Source organism: Tautonia rosea (assembly GCF_012958305.1).
In the GTDB taxonomy this organism is placed as follows: Bacteria; Planctomycetota; Planctomycetia; order Isosphaerales; family Isosphaeraceae; genus Tautonia; species Tautonia rosea.
In genome coordinates this window covers 193185-210793 of sequence record NZ_JABBYO010000001.1, presented here as the reverse complement: position 1 = coordinate 210793, position 17609 = coordinate 193185, and the positions used below count along the sequence as shown (strand labels likewise).

Here is a 17609-nt window from a genome sequence, read left to right as displayed (position 1 = left end):
CCTTGAGAGTCATCGTCAGCAAAACGAAGCGATCCATCGGACAGCGCGAACACTCGCGTATCCATCACGGAGTCATGTTCTGTTTCATCATGCGTCTGAGTTCGGCCGCGGCGGCGTAGGGGGTTTTCTTGTCCTCGTCGCGATCGACGAGGGAATTCGCGGAACGCATGAGGTCATCATTAATGGCGTTGATCAAGGGACTTAGCGCGTTGATGATGTCGTCGCGTTCGGAAGCTTCGGGAGAGAGCAAGAGAAGGGCATCGTACGGGGGGATGGCACCGAGCGGGTCGTCAAGGAGCACAAGGTCAAAGGTGTCGATGCGCCCGTCGGTGGTGAACGCAGAGATGACGTCGACTTCGCCTCGGTAGGCGGCCTCATACATGAATGTCGAGTCATACGTGACTTCGCGCTCGAAGTCGAGTCGGTAAAGGCGCTGGATGGCAAACCATTCGGGGCGCTCGAAAAACTCGTAATCACCTCCGATCTTCAACGAGGATGCGTGGCGAGCGAGATCGGCGATGGTCGAAATGCCAAGGGTCTCGGCCTGATCGCGTCGCATGGCAATTGCGTACGCATTTTCGAAACCAAGCGGGCCGAGGGTGCCGATGCCGAGCTCGGACGCAAGCCATTCGGACACGTCGTTGAGGACCGTCTCGCGATCAGCAGACCCCAGGCGTTTCATTGCGTTGGCCCAGATGGTCCCGCTGTAGTCGACAAAGACATCGATCTCGCTCCGGGCAAGGGCATCGAGGCCGACACTGGACCCGAGGCTTTCGTTCCGCCGCGCAGGAATCGACGAGTCTTCAAGCACCTGTTCGAACAGTGACGCAAGAATGTATTGCTCGGTAAAGGTTTTCGCTCCGATTCCGATCTGATCGGATCGGTTGACCCCTCGCCAGTGAGCGAGCAAGTTTGGCGCCACGAGTCCTCCGCCGAACACCAGGGCAAGCGCCAGCAGCGAGGCAATCGCTATGCCTCGGCGACGCTCGGCGGTGGCTTTCTGCAAGGCTCCAATCAGAACGTCAAGGATCACAGCGAGCGCGGCTGCGGCCACGCAGCCAAAGAGTACGGCCACGCGGTTTCGGGTCTGAAGTCCACTGAAGATATAATTTCCCAACGATCGCTGACCGATGGGAGTGGCCAGGGTGGCCGTGCCGACGACCCAGACCGTAGCAGTTCGCAATCCGGCGACGATGACCGGGGCCGCCAGCGGAAGCTCGACACGTAAGAGTGTCTGCCGGGGGGTCATGCCGATTCCCTTGGCGGCCTCGATCAGAGTCGGCTCCACCCCGAGGATACCCGTGACCGCGTTGCGGACGATCGGCAAGAGGCTATACAGCGAGAGTGCCAGCACCGTCGGGTAGAAGCCGAAGAAAGAGAAACCGGTCCCCACGGTACGCTCGGTCAGGTCGCTGAGCATGGCGAGCATGGGGACCATCAGCGCGAGCAAGGCAAGGCTGGGGATCGTCTGGATCACGCCGATCATGGTCAGAACCGGATAGCGTAGTCTCGGTCGCCGAGCGATCAGAATGGAGAGTGGAAGTCCGACAATCACCCCGATGGCCAGGGCGATCACCGTGATTTTCAAGTGATGCGAGAGGTTCAGCGGCAGGATTTCAATCTGTCGAGCAAGGTTCTGATTCATGATGACCTCCCATTCTGGCCAATGAGATGCGCCAGGCGATCGGCCTGGCGCCGGGGGGTCTCCATGAGCTGAGCGACATAGGGATCTCCTGGCGAGGCGATCAACTCCGCAGGTTCTCCGAGCTGTCGAAGCGTTCCACTGCACATGACGGCGATACGATCGGCGAGCAGGAGTGATTCGGTGATGTCGTGAGTGACCATCACGGTGGTGAGGCCGAGACTCTGATGGATGTTCAGATATTCAAGCTGAAGGTGATCGCGAGTAATTGGATCAAGTGCTCCAAACGGCTCGTCCATCAAGACGATCTTGGGCCGACCAGCGAGGGCCCGGGCGATGCCAACCCGCTGACGTTGCCCACCTGATAGCTTTGAGGGGGCTCGAGATCGGTACGTTGCCGGGTCTAGCTGGACGAGGGAGAGCAGCTCGTCGACACGTTGCGACCGCTCGGCCCGGGACCAGCCGAGCAGGCTCGGAACCATGGCCACGTTTTCGGAAACGGTCAGGTGAGGGAAGAGTCCGATCCCCTGAAACACGTAGCCGATTTGCCGACGGAGCGCGACCTGATCAACCGAGGCGATGTCGGAGCCGTCAACGACGATCGAACCCGAGGAGGGTGTGATCAAGCCATTGATCATCTTGAGCGTCGTCGTTTTTCCGCTGCCAGACTCGCCGAGGAGGACCAGGAACTCACCGGATCGGACATCGAGATCGAGCTCGGAAACGGAGTAGGTCTGACCATTATCAAAGGATTTCGAGACGGATGAAACGGAGATCATGGTGGTCGAGTCAGCGATGATTCAAACTCCCTGAAGAGGTTGGCGATCAACTCGAATAAGGGCGCAGATCAGCGAGATTCCGGGCTTGGTCTTGATCAATTTCTGCCTGGATCGTATGGTTTCGAGCATTGTGGAACAAGCCGGGATCGAGTTGCGCGACCGAGTCGGGACAGGGAAGGCCCATTCGAAACGTTGCGATGCGCATGATTGAGGAACGGATTCCAGGTCGCAGTCACGGGGGTCGCCTCGTCCGAACGGCCTTGGCGGCTTGCGTGTTGCTGCTCGGGATGATGGGGTGCGCCTCGATGAGGCGGCTAAACCTGAACCGAGACCTGCGGCCGTGTACAGACGGGTTTGCACAAACGGCTGATGGCTGGATGCTCGGCATCCGTCATTATCACCCCGAACGGCCCGACCCCAGCAAGCTGCCGGTCGTGCTTTGCCACGGTCTGGGACTGAACGGGACCTTCTGGACGATCACTGACCGCCACCTCCCGTCGAAACTGGTTGAGCGCGGCTACGAGGTCTTCGTCGTCGACATGAGGGGATCCGGCGGGAGTTATCGGGACGGAACCCTTGGCTGGGTCAACTCAGGATTGCGACAAACCTTCATCCCGGAGCTTGGGAACGATGAGTGGACCATGGACCACCAGGCGTTCTACGACGTTCCCGCAATTCTCGACTATGTGGAACAACAGACGGGCCAATCACAGGTCAACTGGATTGGACATAGCCTCGGCGGGATGCTCATGTTCGCATTCCTCGAAAAATCGGGGCAAGCCGATCGGATTGCAAACTTCGTGGCCATGGGAAGCCCGGCCTGCGTGGCCCAATCGCCGGAAGCTCAGCGCATGCTTCGAGCCAATCGCGGTCTCCGCGTGCTGATGACGGCGATCAGCACGGGACGGATCGCGCGACCGATGTCGATCGCTCGACCACCAGGACTCGACCAGATCGACCGATTCTACTACTCGGCCGACAATGTGGACCGCGAAACGGTGAACCGTTTCTACGGTTCGACCCTGGAAGATCCGGGTCCGGGGGCGTTGAAACAGCTCGACACCTATCTGGAGACGGGACGACTGAAGTCGGCAGATGGCTCGATCGACTACTTCGAGGGACTCCCCGAGGTAAAAACGCCGACCCTGTTCATCGCGGGTGACGGGGACATTCTCGCCGATCTTCATTCGAAGTGGCGGACATATCAAGGTATCGGCAGCACCGACAAAACCTTCCTTCGATTCGGACGGTCTGAGGGACATGTGGCCGATTACGGGCATTGCGACCTCGTCTGGAGCCGGCACGCGACGAACGAGATTTTCCCGGAGATTCTCGATTGGCTCGAACCACGGCAGGCACGCGTCCAGGCCACCCCTCAGCACGAGTGAGCCTCGAGCCAATCTCGTCGCAGCGGAGCATCCCATGTTTCTTGCCGCCGCCGTGCAGATGAATGCCACTGCCGAACCGACCGCGAACGAGGCTCAGGTGGTGCCGCTCATCGAGCGAGCTGCCGGTTACGGGGCGCAGTTCGTCGCGACTCCGGAACATACCCGGATGCTAGCGCCGATGCCGGAGATGGTCCGATCGGCCGAACCGCTGAATGGTCCGACCTGTCAGCGTTTTGGAGCGCTGGCCAGGCGGTTGGGGATTATGCTCCTGATTGGTTCGATGAACGAACGGGGAAACGATCCAAATCGCTATTCGAATTCGAGCGTGCTGTTCGGACCGGACGGAACGATCGTGGCTGTGTATCGGAAGATCCATTTGTTCGATGTGGATCTCTCGGAATCGGTTCGGTCTCGAGAGTCGGATCACGTCACCCGAGGATCGGTCCCGGTTGTTGCAACAACGCCACTGGCGACGCTTGGGTTATCCATCTGCTATGACCTGCGGTTCGGGAATCTCTACCGTCGGTTGGTCCGTGAGGGGGCGGAGGTGCTTTGCGTGCCGTCGGCGTTCACGCTGACGACCGGCCGGGCGCACTGGGAGGTCCTGTTGCGAGCCCGAGCGATCGAATGCCAGAGCTTTGTGGTCGCACCCGCACAGTGGGGACAACATGAGGATGACAGCCTTCGCGAAACGTTTGGCCACGCGATGATCGTTGATCCCTGGGGCCAGGTCCTCGCAACCGCCCCCGATGGGCCTGGGCTGGCCCTTGCGGAGATTGATCTCGAACGAGTTGTCCGGATTCGACGCGCTGTGCCGGTGGTCAACCACTTCCTTCCGGATCTCTAAATCACCCCGATAGGAGGGATCGGAACGGTTCTTCGAGAAATCCGAATTCGACAGCCGGCTCGTGCCTGGTGGGTTGTTGAACGATGAATGCGGGGGCGGATCGCGGTCGAACAGATTGAAGGCGATCGTCCTCGGCTACGATCGACCGACGGTCCTGGAGGCTCGGGGATCATCGTGGTGGTGATTGCCCGGCCGCCGATCGCTCGGGGGCGATCCGATGCGCAGGTTGGTGCAAGGACTCTTTACAATCGCCTACGTCATCGGTCTTGTTTATGCTACGTTGATCATCAGTCCACAACGCAATCCCACTCCGAACATGGAACCCCTCCGCACAATTTCCGCGTGCTGGGAGATGGGTGGCGAGACGATGGTGGTCAACCTTTTGGGAAATCTCGCGCTGCTTGCTCCCCTGGGAATCATTTGGCCTTGGTTCTGGGAAGGGCTGAAACGCTGGAACCTGGCAGGAGTGACCTTTGCTGGATTTGTGGTGAGTGCCGCCATCGAAGGAACACAGTATGCCTGCGGGCATCGCATGGCGGACGTGGATGATGTGCTGCTCAACACCCTTGGGGCGGCGCTGGGATATGGAGCGATCCGAGGGTTTGCGATGGCGCGATGTGTTGGAGCCAGATGTGTCGGATTGCCCATCGAAGAAACGACGGTCCGGGGCGGCATCTGGCTCCGTTCGTAGGATCGTGTGATGTGACGATCGTTGATCACCTCGGTTAGGAAGATGATCAACGTTCGATGTTCTGGCATTGTCAATCGAGTGGCATAATTTCGATGCAACGGAATTGGGTGGGGTGGCTCTCTGCCTGTATGGCGATACGGCCCTCGGAGAGAATGAGCTTGTCTCCTTGAATCAAGCGCTTGGCATCCGGGTCGTCGGGGTCAAGCTGGGGCTTCTCATATTCAAGCACCAGTTCGCCATCAACGTAATGGCGAATGACCTCACCCCCCCGCACTTCAAGCTCGACCGTGACCCACTGATCGCCTCGATACGTCTTGGAGGAGGAATTGGTGCAGTGGCGGGTGAGCAGTTCGCCGTTCATGACGACGTGGGTGCCGGGAGTACAGAGATTGGCCGTGGGACGCTCCCCCTGATCAAAACCGCCCAGAAGCTGGACCTCGATGGAGACAGGAAAGTTTTGATCTTTGGTCATGCTTTCAGCCGCTTGTGAGTGGAGCATGAGACCATTATTCCGAAAGGCCCAGCTTGGCCCACCGGGGCATTGATCACCGATGAAACGATACTCGGCGCGGAGGCGGTAGTTTGAATAGGAGTCGTTGGAGATGAGATGACCAAATCGGTTGTCGTAATCCTCATATTCGTCGTACGAAACCGTGAGCAAACCATCGACGACCTGAAACGTGTTCTTGACGTTCTCCCCAGCGTCGGACCCGGCAAACTTGGGGGTCCAGCCCTCAAGGTCGGTGCCGTTGAACAGGGGAATCCATTGGTCCTCGGGCAGAGGTTCGCCCGCTGTCGAGGGAGAGAGTATCGCACCTGAGAGGGCGAGGACGAGGATCGACAGAGGAAAACGCGTCATGAGGGGCCTCGGGGTCAGAAGTCAAAGTCATCAATGTTGTTAGAGGTGAAGATGAACGGCTCGCCGAGGAGGATATTGTCTCCCCGGAGATTGACCGAGCCGAGCCTGCCAGCCTCAAACTGCTCGTCACCGGGCGTCAGGGTTCCTTCTTCGAGCGCCTTGGCGGCATGGACGGCCAGATAGCCAAGGTCCATCGAATTCCAGAGGATGACGGCCTCGGTGATCCCTTCGTGAACATAGCGGCGGTTGTCGTTCGGAAGGCCGAGGCCAATGACCTTCACATCGTCGCGGCCAGACTGCTTCACGGACTCGGCCGCGCCTGGGACGGCGGGGGTGCAGATGGCCATGATCAGCTCAACGTCAGGGTAGGCGTTCATGATGTTGTTCGCTTCGTCATAGGCCTTTTGCTGAAGGTCGTCGCAGGGGCGAAGCACGGCCATTTCGATGTCTGGGTATTCCTCGGCCCGGCGCAGTTCGATCTGTTCCTGCCAGGAGATCATGTTCGCGGCCGTGAGCGAGGCGGTGATGATCGCAAACTTCCCGGAACCGCCCATAATCTCGGCGGCGGTGTCCATCAGGGCGCGGCCGATTCCTTCGGGGGTGGCCTGATTCACGAAGAAGGTCCGGGCGTCGGTCGCGGCATCGGCGTCCCAGGTAATGACCTTGATCCCGCGATCCTGGGCCTTCTTGAGGACGGAGGCAATCCCGTCGCGATTTTCGACCGCGACGGCAATCACGTCGACCCCTCGGGTAATCCAGGTGTCGATGATTTGATTTTGACGGGCGGGATCGGGGTCGGTCGGTCCGTCCCAGATGAGGTTCACGCCGAGTTCCTCGGCGGCTTCCTCGGCGCCTTGACGGCAGGCGATGAAATAGGCGTTTCCCTTGCTTTTTGGCATCATCGCCACGGTGATCGGGCGATCATTGGAGCGGGCGGCCTGGTTCTCGACGTTCGACACACTGCCGCCGACACCAATCAAGCGATCGGTGAGTGTACGAACCATATAAATGTTACTGGCCGCGATGATTCCCCCAGCGATGAGGATCACGCCACAGATCACGGCCACCTGTGAGTTTTTCACGGTCCACTCCCCTTCGGAATCGACTCCTGATTGATCGTTCAAGGGTGGCGTTCGCGAGGGCCGGCGATCGAGGCCGATGGCGGCAAGCAACAGCACACCGGTCAAGACTCCCGAGAGTTCGCCAGGCTGATCCGCCAGCCTCATCCCATTTTGCAAGACAGCGATGGCAAAGAGCCCGAGCAAGGTGCCGAGCACACTGCCGCGACCGCCGAAGATTGATGTACCACCGAGCACGACCGCCGTGATCGCCAGCAGCTCGTAACCGAGACCGGCGTCGGCCTTGGCCTGGCCGAGGTGAGCGACATAGATAATCGCCGCCAGGCCAGAGGCGAAACCAGACAGCACATAGACACTCCAGACAAGGCGATCGACCCGGACTCCCGCATGTCGCGCCCCTTCGGGAGAGTACCCGATCGCGACCAGGCCGCGGCCCATCGTACTTCGGTGCAACAGAATCCAGAACCCGACGGCCACAACGAGAAAGATCGGTACCTGTGTGGGGATCCGACCAAACATGTATCCCTGACCCAAGAACAGAAACGAGCCGGGGAACTGTGTAAAATTGTCCACCCCTCCGGTCATCCCTTCGGCCAGCCCCCGAAAGAGGGAAAAGGTGCCGAGCGTGACAATCAACGGAGGGATGCGCAGGCGAGTGATCAACACGCCATTCAAGGAACCGGCCAGGGCTGCCAAGCCCAACGTCACGGCTGCGGCCACGGGAATCGGCAGGCCGGCGTCGCGCCAGAGTTTCCCAAAAACGACTGCGGAGAGGCCCATCAATGAGCCGACGGAGAGATCGATTCCGCCGCTCACAATCACTGGTGTGAGGGCAACCGCAAGCAGGCCAATCTCAACACTGAGGCGGAGGATCTCGAAGCCGTTGGTCAAGGTGAAAAAGTTGGTGCCGATCAATCCGAAGATGATCACTTCGACCGCCAGGAGCGCGACGAGTGCGATCTGAGCGGGTTCCAGCATTCTGGAGTGGGGAAGCCGATCACCGCTCACGGTGGACTCGGTGGTCGTGGCCATGTCAGCGTCCCCCTCGATCGAGCGCGTCAGTGGCAACAGCCAGAAGAATGATCATTCCCTGGATTGCTTTTTCCCATTGAGGCTCGACCCGAAGAAACACCAGCGCGGGGCCGATGATGCCGAGCAGGGCCACGCCGATCAGGGCGCCCAGGGGCATTCCTCGTCCTCCTGAGATCGCGACCCCACCCACGACGACCGCGGCAATGACACGGAGTTCCAGGCCCATTCCGGAATTTGGGTCGACATCCACGAATCGAACCGCACTGAGCAAGGCGGCAAGACCGGTGAGGGCTCCCATGACCACGAAGACGCTGAAGACGACCCAGGCGGGGCGAACCCCGGCAAGGCGGGCCGCCTCGGGATCGGAACCGGTTGCGTAGACCGCCCGACCGGCCGCGAGGTTGCGAAGGCCCCAGGCAAAGACAAGGAAGATCACGAGTGCCGAGCCGAGGATAATCCACTGGCCAGCTGCCTGACCGGCCCCGAACCACTGGAAGTCGTCGGGCAAATTGCGTACGAAGGCGCCCTGGCGGCCATATCGAAGGGCCTCGCGGCCGATGACCATGGTGGCCAGCGTGACGACAATTGAGGGTAAACCGACGCGGGCAATCAGCCAGCCATTCACGGCTCCAAACGAAGCCCCAACCAGGAGCGTGCCGAAGACGACCAAGGGGATCGGTAATCCCGCCTGGGCCATCAATCCGGCGGCAACACCACAGAGTCCAAACTGAGAACCAATGGAAATGTCTATCTGACGACAGAGGATGACCATGGTCATGCCAACGGCGGCCACGAGGACCGGTGCGTTGCTGACGGCGGTGGCCATCAGCTGCTCTGGCCGGAAAAACCGCGGGGCGGCCAGGGCCAGGAGGGCGAGCACCCCCAGGAAGGCCACGAAGACCGACAGTTCTCTCCGGTATCGTCCAAGCCTCATTGGGGGGCGGCCTCCCCGGCTGGATGGCCGAGCGCGAGATGGAGGACTTCCTCCTGGGTCGCATCGGCGCGGTCGAGTGTCCCGACGATGGTGCCCCCGTGCATGACTGCGATACGGTCACTCATGCCGAGAATCTCAGGGAGTTCTGAAGAAATCATGAGAATCGCAAGTCCCGATTGAGCAAGTTCTCCCATCAAGCGATGAATCTCTGCCTTGGCGCCCACGTCAATTCCCTGAGTTGGCTCGTCGAGGATGAGCACGCGGGGCTTGCACGACAACCACCGGGCGAGGGCAACCTTTTGCTGGTTGCCGCCCGAGAGATTTGCAACGGGAGCGTAAATCGACGGAGCCTTCACACCCATCCGTCGCGTCATGGTGGAGGAGAGTTCGCGTTCCAGGCTGCGGTCGATCAGGCCGCCTTTGGAGATCGTCTGGAGGGTTGCCAGCGTGGTGTTCGAGGCAATGCTCATGGGTGGAATGACGCCGTGGTGTCGGCGATCTTCAGGAACATAGGCGATCCCCAATGCCACGGCCTGGTCGGGGGCGTTGATGGATTCGGGCCGACCGAGAATTCGGAGTGTCCCGCGGTCGGCCGGGGTCAGGCCGAAGAGAACGCGAGCCATCTCGGTCCGTCCTGCTCCCACAAGTCCCGCGATCCCGAGGATCTCTCCGGAGCGGACGAAGAATGATACGTTGTGAACGCCCGATGCCTGGCACCCAAGCCCCTCGGCCGACAAGACGACCTCGCCTGGTGGAACCTCAACCTTGGGGAAGACCGCGGCCAGTTCGCGACCGACCATCATGCGGATCAATTCGCTGCGATCGACCTCGGCCATCGGCTTCGTTCCGACAAGGCGACCGTCTCGGAGAGCAGTGACCCGGTCAGCAACCAGGGAAAGTTCTTCAAGACGGTGAGAGATGTAAATAATTCCAACCCCTTGTGCCTTGAGTTCCCGGACGACCTCGAACAGGTGTTCGACCTCCTGATCGCCGAGCGAGGCAGTCGGCTCGTCCATGATGAGGATCCGGGCGTCGGCCCCGAGAGCCCGGGCGATCTCGACAAGTTGCTGTTCCGGCATCGTCAGGCGGCGGACCTCGGTCTCAGGGTCGATCGCTGCTCCGATGCGGTCGAGCAGGAGGCGGGCTCTGCGATGCCGTTCTCCCCATCGGACCCGGTGCCAGGGGCCTCCGGGTTCGAGCCCGATCGCGATGTTCTCGGCCACGGTCAAGTCGGGAAACAGCGCGGGTTGCTGGTAAATCGCCGCGATGCCGAGCGATCGGGAGCGGACGGGGTCGTTTTCGACAATCGACCGTCCATTGACCTCGATCGTCCCCTCGTCCGGTTCATGAGCGCCGGTGATGACCTTGATTAGCGTGGATTTGCCCGCGCCGTTCTCACCGACAAGAGCATGGACTTCGCCGGCTCGGAGATCGAACGAGACGCGTTCGAGCGCCTGCACGCCTGCAAACGATTTCCTGATGCCACGAAGTCGGAGCACGGTTTGCACGGTCATGCCCTCGATCCGGATCGGGGGATAAGCACGTCGCGCTCGTAGGATCGAATCGCGTCCAACCAGTCGAGCCCGACCGGCACTCCCTGTCGGAGACAGTAGGCATCCCAGACGGCTCCCGAGGGAAGGAGCTTGTCCTCCTCCAGCAGGGCCAGCCGCCCGGTCAGGTCGCCAGATGCCTCCATCGATCGCAAAAGGTCGATCGGTTCGAGCAAGGCCCGGAGCAAAGCCTTCAAGAGGTTGCGGGTGCCGATGACCCAGGCGGCCACGCGATTGATGCTGGCGTCGAAGAAATCCAGGCCGAGGTGGACGCGGTGCAAGTATTCGCCCCGGACCAGTTCCTGAGCAATGGCGTCGAGCTCATCGGAAAGCGTGACGACATGATCACTGTCCCATCGAACCCCGCGACTGACGTGCAAGAGTACCTCGTCGAGGAACCCGAGGACGGCGGAAAGCTTGTCAGAGAGAACCTCGGTCGGATGGTAGTGACCGGCGTCGAGACAGAGCAGGACCCCACGACTCACGGCATAGGCGAGGTAAAACTCATGCGAACCAACGGTGTAGGCCTCGGCCCCAATGCCGAAAAGCTTCCCCTCGACCGCATCTCGGTTGAAGGTGGGAGCGATATGATCTGCGAAAAGCGCGTCGAGTGATTCGAGCAGGCGTTCGCGAGGGCCTTTGCGATCGACGGGGGTATCCTTCGAACCGTCGGGAATCCAGAGGTTCGTGATGCAAGGGGAGCCGGTCGCCCGCCCGAAGGCGGCGCCGATGTGGCGGCAAGCGATGCCATGGTCGATCCAGAAGCGGCGGACGGTCGCGTCGGGATGAGCAAGGGTGAGGCCGTCGGCGGCGAGGGGGTGGGCGAAGAAGGTGGGATTGAAGTCAAGGCCGATCTTCCGGTCGCGAGCCCAATCAATCCATCGAGCAAAGTGTTCGGGGGTCAGCGCGTTACGATCAACGGGAGTCCCAGTGTGTTCGGCGTAGCTGGCGTGGAGGTTCAGGCGGTGCGAGCCGGGAATCAGGCGAAGGGCCAGATCGAGGTCGTCTCGCAGTTCATCGGCGGTGCGGGCGCGGCCGGGGTAGCGGCCGGTGACCGCAAGGCCGCCGCCCAGCTCACCGGCGGTCCCTTCGAAGCCGGCAACATCGTCGCCTTGCCAGCAATGGAGCGAGACGGAGAGGCGCCCGAGGATCTCCATCGCCCGATCCACATCCACGCCGAACTCGGCATAGCGATCGCGGGCGATCGAGAACGCGTCGTCAATTTTCCGGTCCATCGGCCCGACCCCTTCGCTCGAACGAATCTCAGAGAAGAGCCTCAGTTTAAGGGGATCGGGCCTCCGATGCGAGCCGTCAGACCGGCTGGTCACGAATCAGGCGAGCAATTCGTTGACCACATGGCCGTGTACGTCGGTCAGACGGAAGTCGCGCCCCTGGAATCGATAGGTGAGTCGTTCGTGGTCGAAGCCAAGCTGGTTGAGAATAGTCGCCTGCAGGTCGTGGACGTGGACCGGATTCTCGACGATCGAGAAGCCAAGCTCGTCGGTCTCACCGTGTGAATAACCGGCGCGGACGCCGCCGCCGGCCATGAAGATGGCGAAGCAGTCGGGGTAGTGGTCGCGGCCGAGGATGTTGCCGCCGGAGGTCCGACCTTCTCGGAAGGGGGTGCGGCCGAACTCGCCGCTCCAGATCACGAGGGTCTCGTCGAGCAGGCCACGAGCCTTGAGGTCCTTGATGAGGGCGGCCACGGGGCGATCCATCGTCGCACACTTCTTCGTGAGGCCGTCGCGGAGGTCCTCGCCGGGGCCGGTGCCGTGGAAGTCCCAACCCCAGTCGAAGAGCTGGACGTAACGGACCCCTTGCTCGACCAGTCGACGGGCAAGGAGACAGTTGTTGGCAAAGCTGGCCGCGCCCGGCTGAGCGCCGTAGGCGTCGATCGTGGAAGGAGTTTCGCGGCTGATGTCCATGACTTCGGGGACAGACATCTGCATCCGATATGCTAGTTCATACTGAGCAATCCGGGTGCTGGTCTCCGGGTGGCCCAGCTCCTCGGCCTGGAGCGCGTTCAGCTCGTTGAGCGCGTCGAGGCTGCGGCGACGGAGGGAGCGGTCCATGCCGGGAGGGTCGGAGACGTAGAGGACTGGATCCCCTTTCGATCGGCACTGGACCCCCTGGTAAACGGACGGGAGGAACCCGCTGCCCCAGGCTCCCTGACCGGCGCTTGGCTGCACGCCACTGGAGATGAGCACGACGAAGCCGGGAAGGTCCTGACTTTCCGACCCGAGGCCGTATGTCACCCACGAGCCGAACGACGGGCGGCCCTGCCGGGGCGAGCCGGTGAACAGCAACAACTCAGCTGGCGCATGGTTGAATTGTTCAGTATACATCGACTTGACGAGGCAGATCTCGTCGGCCACGTCGTGGAGGCGGGGGATGGCGTCGGACATCCAGATTCCCGCGTCGCCGCGAGGAGCGAAGGTGCGAGGGGTGCCAAGCAGCTTCGGCGTGCCGGAGGTGAAGGCGAAGCGACGGCCTTCCAGGAAGCGGTCGGGGCAGTCTTCTCCGCTGTGCTTGACCAGTTCCGGCTTGTAGTCGAAGAGGTCGAGGTGCGGCGGGGCTCCCGACATGTGCAAATAGATGACGTTCTTGGCCTTGGGGGCGAAGTGCGGCGGCCGCAGGGCCATCGGATCGCTCAGTGAACGATCACTGGCAAGGGCTCCGTCGTTAAGCAACGACGCAAGCGCGACGGCGCCGAGGCCAACCGGCATCTCTTTGAGGAAATGCCGGCGGGTGACGTGCTGCAAGCGTTCGGTACGAGGGTCCATCGGGAAGATCCTCCGAGCTTCGGCGCGGTCGATTGATTAACGCTTCAAGACCATTTCATCGAGGTTCAGCAGCACGTTGGCCACCACGGTCCAGGCGGCCAGCTCGGCGGGGGAGTGGCCTTCGGGGAGGGGGCCGAGCGGGTCGGTGGCCATCGCAAGGGCGGCTTCCTCATCGGTTGAGAAGGCGAGCCAAGCGTCCTCGACAAGGGCGAGCAGGTGCTCACGCTCTGCGTCCGAGGGGTCTCGCGCAAGGCAAAGGAGTAACCCGCGATTGATCCGATCCTCGGCCGTCTCGCCTCCTTCTCGAACCATCCTGCGGGCAAGTGCCTGAGCGGCCTCAACGTAAACCGGGTCGTTCAAGGTCACAAGCGCCTGAAGCGGGGTGTTCGTGCGCTCGCGGCGAACGGTGCAGACCTCGCGGTTCGGGGCGTCGAAGGTGGTCATCGACGGATACGGATTGGTGCGACGCCACTCGGTGTAAAGGCCGCGACGGTAGCGATTCTGGCCGGTGCTGGTTTCGCGGTCGATGGCGCTGCCGAAGGCGGCATTGAGGCCCGTGGCCGGTCGCGGAGGATTGACCGGGGCACCGTGCATTTGCGGGCTCAGTAATCCCGAGACGAACAGGGCCTGGTCGCGAATCATCTCGGCGGAGAGGCGGAACCGAGGGCCTCGGGCGAGGAAGATGTTGGCCGGGTCTCGTTCGAGCAGTTCCGCATCGACGCGGGAGGATTGGCGGTAAGTGCTCGACGTGACGAGGAGCTTGAAAAAGGCTTTCAGGTCCCAGCCGGTCCGGACCAGTTCGGTCGCCAGCCAGTCGAGCAATTCGGGATGCGTGGGGGGTTCTCCTTGCGAGCCGAACTCCTCGCCGGTTGGCACCAGCCCCTGCCCGAAGACCTGTTCCCAGCACCGATTGGCCACCACACGAGCGGTCAGTGGATTTTCTTCCGAGACCAGCCAGCGGGCCAGGCTAAGCCGGTCGGGTTCCACTCCCTCGGGCAAGGGGTGAAACGACTCGGGAACTCCGGGCGAGACTTTCTCGCCAAGATCGAGGTAGTTTCCACGCCGCTGAACGTGGGTTGTCCGTCGCGAGTCGCCTTGCAGCTCCCGCATGATGGGGACGGTCGTAAACGGAGCGAGCTTTGCGTCGAGCTCGGCGAGACGTCCGCGCTCCGCCTGCAACAGGGGGGTAATCTTGAGGAAGTGGTCGGTCAGCTGCTTCGCTTGCTCCTCCGAGCGTTCACCCGAGTCGATGCGCAGGAGGGCCATGATCGGATCTGGGACCTTGGGCGCATTCGGGAAGGGTTCTTCCTCAGCAAGGACCGCGCGTTCCCAATCTTGCTGCGCCTGCTCCAACTCGGGGGTGAGATTGTCGAGCGTTTCCCGGAGGATGGCGGCTTCCGTTTCCCAGTCAGCCTTGTGGGCGAGCTGTTCGTCGGTGAACAGAGGGAGCAGGGGAGCCTCGTCGCGGAGGTCGGCGTCGGCGGTGTTGTTCAGGATGGCATAGAGGCGGAAGTAATCGACCTGAGAAATCGGGTCATATTTATGCGTATGGCACTGGGCGCAGGCCATCGAGGTGCCCATCCAGACGGTCATCGTCGTGTTCACGCGATCGACGACGGCGGCGGAGCGGAATTCCTCGTCATCGGTGCCCCCTTCGCTGTTGGTCATCGTATTGCGATGGAAGGCGGTGGCGATCAGCTGATCCTCGGTGGGTTCAGGGAGGAGGTCGCCGGCCATTTGTTCAAGGGTGAACTGATCGAAGGGCTTGTTGGCGTTGAAGGCGTCGATGACCCAGTCGCGGTAGGCCCAGATGGTCCGGGGGGGATCATCGGCGTAGCCGGCCGAATCGGCATAGCGGGCCAGGTCGAGCCAGAGCCGGGCCTGGTGCTCGCCGTATGCTTGCGACCCGAGCAGCCGATCGACGAGACGCTCGAAGGCTCCCGGATCGGAGTCGGCGAGAAACTCGCCCACCTGCTCGGGAGTGGGGGGAAGGCCGGTCAGGTCGAGCGAGACGCGCCGGATGAGGGTGGCGCGATCGGCCTCGGGAGCAGGAGTCAGCCCCTCGGCATGAAGGCGGTTGAGGATAAAGTGGTCGATGGAGTTGCGGGGCCAGGAAGGGTCGGAGACTTCGGGCAAATCCGGCCGTTTTGGAGGGGCGTAGGACCAGTGGACGGCGTACTCGGCTCCTTGCTCAACCCATCGGCGGAGCAGTTCAGCTTCCTCGGGGGTGACGGGGTTACCGACCGAAGGAGGTGGCATAACCTCAAGCGCGTCCTCCGACTCGACTCGATAGATCAGCTCACTCTCGTCGGGGTTCCCGGGGAGGATGGCGGCGTACCCTTTGCTCGCGTCGAGCGCATCGTCACGCACGTCGAGCCGCAGACCGGCCTTCCGTTCCGCCTCGTCGGGACCGTGGCAGAAGAGGCACTTGTTCGAGAGGATCGGCCGGATGTCGCGGTTGAAGTCGACGGGGTCGTCGTCGGCAAAGGCCCAGGAGTTGGCCAGAGAAATCGCGACCGCAAATGCCACAACGAGTGAACGAACCATCATGCGAGCAACTCCTCGACGACATGGCCGTGAACATCCGTTAAGCGGAAGTCACGCCCCTGGGTCCGGAAGGTGAGGCGTTCGTGATCGAGTCCGAGCAGGTGAAGAATCGTGGCCTGGACGTCGTGGACGTGAACCGGGTGGTCAACGATGTGGAAGCCCAGGTCATCGGTCTCCCCGAGGGTCAGGCCCGGCTTGATCCCTCCGCCGGCAAACCACATGGTGAAGGCTTGCGGGTGGTGGTCGCGGCCGAGGCTACGGCCGAGCGTGGCGTTCGATTCGACCATCGGCGTGCGGCCGAACTCACCTCCCCAGACGATCAGAGTGTCCTCCAACAGTCCCCGACGCTTCAGGTCAAGGACGAGCGCCGCCGAGGCCTGGTCGGTCTGGCCGCACTGGTTGCGCAAGCCCCCCTCGACATCGGAGTGATGGTCCCAGCCTTCGTGATAGAGATTGACGAAGCGGACGCCGCGTTCGATCATCCGACGCGCGAGCAGGCAATTGTTGGCGAACGACGCCTTGCCGGGGGTGACGCCATAGAGGTCGAGCGTCTCCTGAGATTCGCCGGAGAGGTCCATGAGCTCCGGTGCACTCGACTGCATCCGGTACGCCATCTCGTATGAGGCGATCCGCCCGGCGATCTCGGGGTCGCCCACGCGGCCAAGCTGGCGATCGTTGAGCGTCCGGATCAGGTCGAGCGAATCGCGCTGCAACTGATCGTCAAAGCCCGGGGGACTGGAGACATTGAGAATCGCATCCCCCTGTGATCGGAACACGACTCCTTCATACGAGGTCGGCAAAAAGCCGCTTGACCAGTTGGCCGCGCCGCCACTGATGCCGCTGCCGGAGGACAGGACAACGAAGCCAGGGAGATCCTCCGCCTCACTGCCAATCCCGTAGGTCACCCAGGATCCCATGCTCGGGCGTCCCGGCAAGGGAGATCCTGTGTTCATGAAAATCTGAGCAGGAGCGTGATTGAACTGATCCGTACGCACCGATCGAACGATGGCAATCTCGTCTGCTACCTGAGCCAGGTGCGGGAGCATTTCCGACAGCTCCGCGCCGCTTTCGCCGTGACGGGAGAAGCGGAAACGAGGGGCCATCAGGCTTGCGTCGGGCCGGATGAAGGCGTAGCGCTGATCCTTCACCACCTCGGCCGGAACGGGCTGACCGTCGTACTTTGCGAGGATCGGCTTGGGGTCGAACAGATCGAGCTGGCTCGGGGCACCGGCCATGAAGAGATAAATCACCCGTTTCGCTTTCGGGGCGAAGTGGGGGGCCCGGGGAGTCAGCGGGCTGCTCACGTCGAAGGCGGGGACGTCGGAGCCAATCGCCCGAGTACCGCCGGCGAGCAGCGACGCCAGCGCGATCTTGCCCAGACCGACACCGCAATCGCGGAAGAAGTGGCGGCGGGTGACGGCCCGGAGGGATTCGAGCGCGGCGAGGGATCGGAGGTCGCGGTTCCGCGGGGGCATAAG

Annotated in this window: 13 protein-coding genes; 3 read left to right on the top strand and 10 right to left on the bottom strand. The window is 61.9% G+C overall.

What is annotated here, in order from left to right; translation table 11 throughout:
• Positions 1–64: 64 nt before the first annotated feature.
• Together HG800_RS00815 and HG800_RS00810 are read right to left on the bottom strand one after the other, a co-directional pair.
• A complete protein-coding gene (locus HG800_RS00815; RefSeq protein WP_169972720.1) occupies positions 65–1645 on the bottom strand; it encodes an ABC transporter permease/substrate-binding protein in 1581 nt (526 codons plus the stop codon).
• Positions 1642–2421 (bottom strand): ATP-binding cassette domain-containing protein, encoded by a 780-nt coding sequence (locus tag HG800_RS00810; RefSeq protein ID WP_169972719.1) that lies wholly within the window; start codon positions 2419–2421, stop codon positions 1642–1644. Before HG800_RS00810 ends, HG800_RS00815 begins: the two co-directional genes overlap by 4 nt.
• Before the next feature lie 305 nt (positions 2422–2726).
• Between HG800_RS00810 and HG800_RS00805 the strand changes: the two genes are divergently transcribed.
• The 3 genes from HG800_RS00805 (at position 2727) to HG800_RS00795 (ending at position 5347) form a co-directional block, all read left to right on the top strand.
• Positions 2727–3809: an alpha/beta hydrolase gene (locus HG800_RS00805; protein WP_235963173.1), complete on the top strand. Its 1083-nt coding sequence runs from the start codon at positions 2727–2729 to the stop codon at positions 3807–3809.
• Positions 3810–3843: 34 nt separating this feature from the next.
• Entirely contained in the window at positions 3844–4656 is an 813-nt protein-coding gene (locus HG800_RS00800) for a carbon-nitrogen hydrolase family protein (RefSeq protein WP_169972717.1), read from the top strand.
• A 217-nt stretch (positions 4657–4873) separates the two neighbouring features.
• The gene (locus HG800_RS00795) at positions 4874–5347 is read left to right on the top strand and encodes a VanZ family protein (protein WP_169972716.1); all 474 of its coding nucleotides are present in this window, start codon (positions 4874–4876) and stop codon (positions 5345–5347) included.
• 70 nt (positions 5348–5417) lie between these two features.
• Here the strand turns inward: HG800_RS00795 and HG800_RS00790 are convergent, their stop codons facing one another.
• The 8 genes from HG800_RS00790 to HG800_RS00750 form a co-directional block, all read right to left on the bottom strand.
• Positions 5418–6206, bottom strand: a complete 789-nt coding sequence (locus tag HG800_RS00790) for a 3-keto-disaccharide hydrolase (RefSeq protein WP_169972715.1) — start codon at positions 6204–6206, stop codon at positions 5418–5420.
• 14 nt (positions 6207–6220) lie between these two features.
• Complete coding sequence (locus HG800_RS00785) at positions 6221–8317, bottom strand: substrate-binding domain-containing protein (RefSeq protein WP_235963171.1); 2097 nt, start codon at positions 8315–8317, stop codon at positions 6221–6223.
• A 1-nt stretch (position 8318) separates the two neighbouring features.
• On the bottom strand, positions 8319–9251 hold the full coding sequence (locus HG800_RS00780) for an ABC transporter permease (protein WP_169972714.1): 933 nt from the start codon (positions 9249–9251) through the stop codon (positions 8319–8321).
• Positions 9248–10765 carry a sugar ABC transporter ATP-binding protein gene (locus HG800_RS00775; RefSeq protein WP_169972713.1) on the bottom strand — a complete coding sequence of 506 codons (1518 nt, stop codon included), beginning with the start codon at positions 10763–10765 and terminating at the stop codon, positions 9248–9250. The genes HG800_RS00780 and HG800_RS00775 overlap by 4 nt, the downstream gene beginning before the upstream one ends.
• A complete protein-coding gene (locus HG800_RS00770) occupies positions 10762–12036 on the bottom strand; it encodes an L-rhamnose isomerase (RefSeq protein WP_169972712.1) in 1275 nt (424 codons plus the stop codon). The genes HG800_RS00775 and HG800_RS00770 overlap by 4 nt, the downstream gene beginning before the upstream one ends.
• 96 nt (positions 12037–12132) lie before the next feature.
• The gene (locus tag HG800_RS00765; protein ID WP_169972711.1) at positions 12133–13584 is read right to left on the bottom strand and encodes a DUF1501 domain-containing protein; all 1452 of its coding nucleotides are present in this window, start codon (positions 13582–13584) and stop codon (positions 12133–12135) included.
• 36 nt (positions 13585–13620) lie between these two features.
• Positions 13621–16134, bottom strand: a complete 2514-nt coding sequence (locus tag HG800_RS26880; RefSeq protein ID WP_206352071.1) for a PSD1 and planctomycete cytochrome C domain-containing protein — start codon at positions 16132–16134, stop codon at positions 13621–13623.
• Positions 16131–17606: a DUF1501 domain-containing protein gene (locus HG800_RS00750; protein WP_169972710.1), complete on the bottom strand. Its 1476-nt coding sequence runs from the start codon at positions 17604–17606 to the stop codon at positions 16131–16133. The genes HG800_RS26880 and HG800_RS00750 overlap by 4 nt, the downstream gene beginning before the upstream one ends.
• Positions 17607–17609: the final 3 nt, after the last annotated feature.